General features: G+C 73.3%; 3 protein-coding genes and 1 pseudogene. 2 read left to right on the top strand and 2 right to left on the bottom strand.

Features of this window, described 5'->3' with window-relative positions; genetic code table 11:
• Positions 1–189 (bottom strand): annotated as a pseudogene (locus AOK11_RS46890) (hypothetical protein); the annotation flags it as partial.
• A 17-nt stretch (positions 190–206) separates the two neighbouring features.
• On the bottom strand, positions 207–1,322 hold the full coding sequence (locus AOK11_RS31235; protein WP_055597057.1) for a GNAT family N-acetyltransferase: 1,116 nt from the start codon (positions 1,320–1,322) through the stop codon (positions 207–209).
• A 140-nt stretch (positions 1,323–1,462) separates the two neighbouring features.
• Between AOK11_RS31235 and fdxA the strand changes: the two genes are divergently transcribed.
• Together fdxA and AOK11_RS31225 are read left to right on the top strand one after the other, a co-directional pair.
• Entirely contained in the window at positions 1,463–1,780 is a 318-nt protein-coding gene (fdxA, locus tag AOK11_RS31230) for a ferredoxin (protein WP_055572727.1), read from the top strand.
• A 144-nt stretch (positions 1,781–1,924) separates the two neighbouring features.
• A complete protein-coding gene (locus AOK11_RS31225) occupies positions 1,925–3,022 on the top strand; it encodes a bifunctional succinyldiaminopimelate transaminase/glutamate-prephenate aminotransferase (protein ID WP_055597056.1) in 1,098 nt (365 codons plus the stop codon).
• Positions 3,023–3,055 lie beyond the last annotated feature (33 nt).

The following is a 3,055-nucleotide window of genomic DNA, read 5'->3' as shown; positions in this document are numbered from 1 at the left end:
GCGGCCGGCCAGCGCGTCCAGCTCGATCTGCGCGGCGTCGATGCCCGCCTCGTCCAGCGTGCCGTCCGCCACCGCGCCGACCAGCAGGCACAGCGTGGCCAGATCGGGCCGCTCGGACCGGGCCTCCTCGGCGAACCGCCGCCGCAGCTCGGCGGAGCGTTCCGGGAGCGGAGGATGGGGGGAGCGCATGACCGGTTCGTGCCCTCTCACGGCGCCCCGTCGCCGGCCGGAGCCGACGACCGGGGCGCGCGGTAGTGGTGGTACGCGTGGTGCGCGGCGAAACCCATCCCGCCGTACAGGGCGTGAGCCGCCGTGTTGTCGTCCTCGACCTGGAGCCAGGCGGCCGACGCGCCCTCGTCGAGCGCCCGCCGGGCCAGCGCGGCCATCACGGCGCTTGCGAGCCCGCGCCGCCGCAGCGCCGGATCCACCTCGACGGCGGCGAAACCGGCCCATCGGCCGTCCACGACACACCGCCCGATCGCGGCGGGAGCGGCATCGCCCGGAGTACCGCCCTCGGGTCCACCGTGCCCCGCCGGCACGGTCGCGAACCACACCGACGGGCTTCCCCCACTTCCGGCTTCTCCCCCACTCACGGGGGTCCCCCCTCCCAGCACCTTCAGGGCGACCTCGCTCACGCCCCGGCGCTGATAGCGCGCGAGCCACCCCTCGTCGGCCTCCCGGGACAGCAGGACGTCCACCCCGGCCGGTTCGCCGCCGGACGGGTCCGGGCCCGCGTCGGCGACCGGCGCGAGCGCGCCGACCCACAGCTCGGCGGTCACCTCCCGCACCCAGCCCCGCCGCTCCAGCTCCGCGCCCAGCGCCTCCTGCGTGCCCTCGGCACCGGTCGCCGTCTGCACGTAGGCGGGCAGTCCGCGCTCGGCGTACCAGCGGCACACGGTCGTCAGCGCCTCGTCCAGCGGCACGCCCGGGTCGCCGAGCGGCAGCACCGAGTTGGCCCGGCGGGTGAACCCGGCCGCCGCCCTCAGCTCCCAATCGCCCAGCCGCTCGCTCTCCACGGGCTGCCACGCCCGCGCGGCGACCCGCGCCAGCTCCTCGTACGAGGCGGCCGGACCACGTCGGCGGGCCGGTGCGGACGGCACCACCTTGCCCGCGACCAGCGCGGATTCCCGGACGAGGACGCTCTCGCCGTTCTTCCGTGTGATCCGCAGCACACCGCTGTCCCATGATGTGAGAACTCCGACCACGTCGGTGAACCTCTCACCCGGGGGACCATGTTCGATCAAGCTCCGTACGGAGACCCGTTTGCCCACGTCAGCAGTGGTGATGCGGACCTCTAGACGTCCGGCGGCGGAGATTTCCACAGGTCGGTACACCCCTCCTGTTCGGATCATGCCCAAGAACGGAGATACTAGGGGCGGGCATCGACGACGCCGCGCTCCCGCGCGCCAGGCGGCGGAGCCTGAGGAGGCCCGCCAGCGCCCTATCGAGGAGGAACGACAGCGTGACCTACGTCATCGCGCAGCCTTGTGTCGACGTGAAGGACAAGGCGTGCATCGAGGAGTGCCCGGTCGACTGCATCTACGAGGGCCAGCGGTCCTTGTACATCCACCCGGACGAATGCGTCGACTGCGGCGCCTGTGAACCGGTCTGCCCGGTCGAGGCCATCTTCTACGAGGACGACACTCCCGAGGAGTGGAAGGACTACTACAAGGCCAACGTCGAGTTCTTCGACGACCTCGGCTCGCCCGGCGGCGCCAGCAAGCTCGGGCTGATCGAGCGCGACCACCCGTTCATCGCCGCGCTGCCGCCGCAGGCGTAAGCACCAGGGCGGCCCGGAAGCGGTCCGCGCCCGCGCCGCCTCGGTCCCGTACGGCCTGATCACCCCGATCGGCGCCGTACGGGGCCGAGGCGTTTGCCGTACCGGCGTGTACCGACGCGTACCGATGAAAGTGAGCCAGTAACCGTGTCCGCAGTCTCCGACCGCTTGCCCACCTTCCCCTGGGACAAGCTCGAGCCGTACAAGAAGACCGCCGCCGCGCACCCCGACGGCATCGTCGACCTCTCCGTGGGCACCCCCGTCGACCCCGTCCCCGAGCCGATCCAGAAGGCCCTGATCGCCGCCGCGGACTCCCCGGGCTATCCCACGGTCTGGGGCACCCCGGAACTGCGGGACGCGCTCACCCGCTGGGCGGAGCGTCGTCTGGGTGCCCGCGGGATCACCCACCACCATGTGCTGCCGGTCGTCGGCTCCAAGGAACTGGTCGCCTGGCTCCCCACCCAGCTGGGCCTCGGTCCCGGCGACCGGGTGGCGTACCCGCGCCTGGCCTATCCGACGTACGAGGTCGGCGCCCGCCTGGCCCGCGCGGAGTACGAGGCGTACGACGACCCGACCGAGCTGGACCCGACGGGCCTGAAGCTCCTCTGGCTGAACTCCCCGTCCAACCCCACGGGCCGGGTGCTCCCCAAGGCGGAGCTGACCCGCATCGTCGCCTGGGCCCGCGAGCACGGCGTCCTGGTCCTCTCCGACGAGTGCTACCTCGAACTGGGCTGGGACGCCGACCCGGTCTCGGTGCTGCACCCGGACGTCAACGGCGGCTCGTACGACGGCATCGTCGCCGTGCACTCGCTGTCCAAGCGGTCCAACCTCGCGGGCTACCGCGCCGCCTTCCTGGCCGGCGACCCGGCCGTCCTCGGCCCGCTGCTGCAGATCCGCAAGCACGGCGGCATGATGACCTCGGCGCCCACCCAGGCGGCCGTGGTGGCGGCGCTGGGCGACGACGAGCACGTCCGCGTCCAGCGCGAGCGCTACACGGCCCGCCGCACCGCGCTGCGGATGGCCCTCCTGGGGCACGGCTTCCGCATCGAGCACAGCGAGGGCGGGCTCTACCTCTGGGCCACCCGCGACGAGTCCTGCTGGGACACCGTCGCCCGCCTCGCCGAGCTCGGCATCCTGGTGGCACCGGGCGACTTCTACGGCCCGGCCGGCGAGCGGTTCGTACGCGTCGCCCTCACCGCCACGGACGAGCGGGTGCGGGCGGCGGTGGAACGCCTGAAGGCGTGACGCGGGGCAGCAGCACGGACGCCGACGGGGCCC

The sequence above is a fragment of the Streptomyces hirsutus genome, assembly GCF_001418415.1.
Lineage (GTDB): Bacteria > Actinomycetota > Actinomycetes > Streptomycetales > Streptomycetaceae > Streptomyces > Streptomyces hirsutus.
The sequence above is the reverse complement of the archived record's forward strand: the minus strand, read 5'-3'. Positions and strand labels throughout refer to the sequence as shown.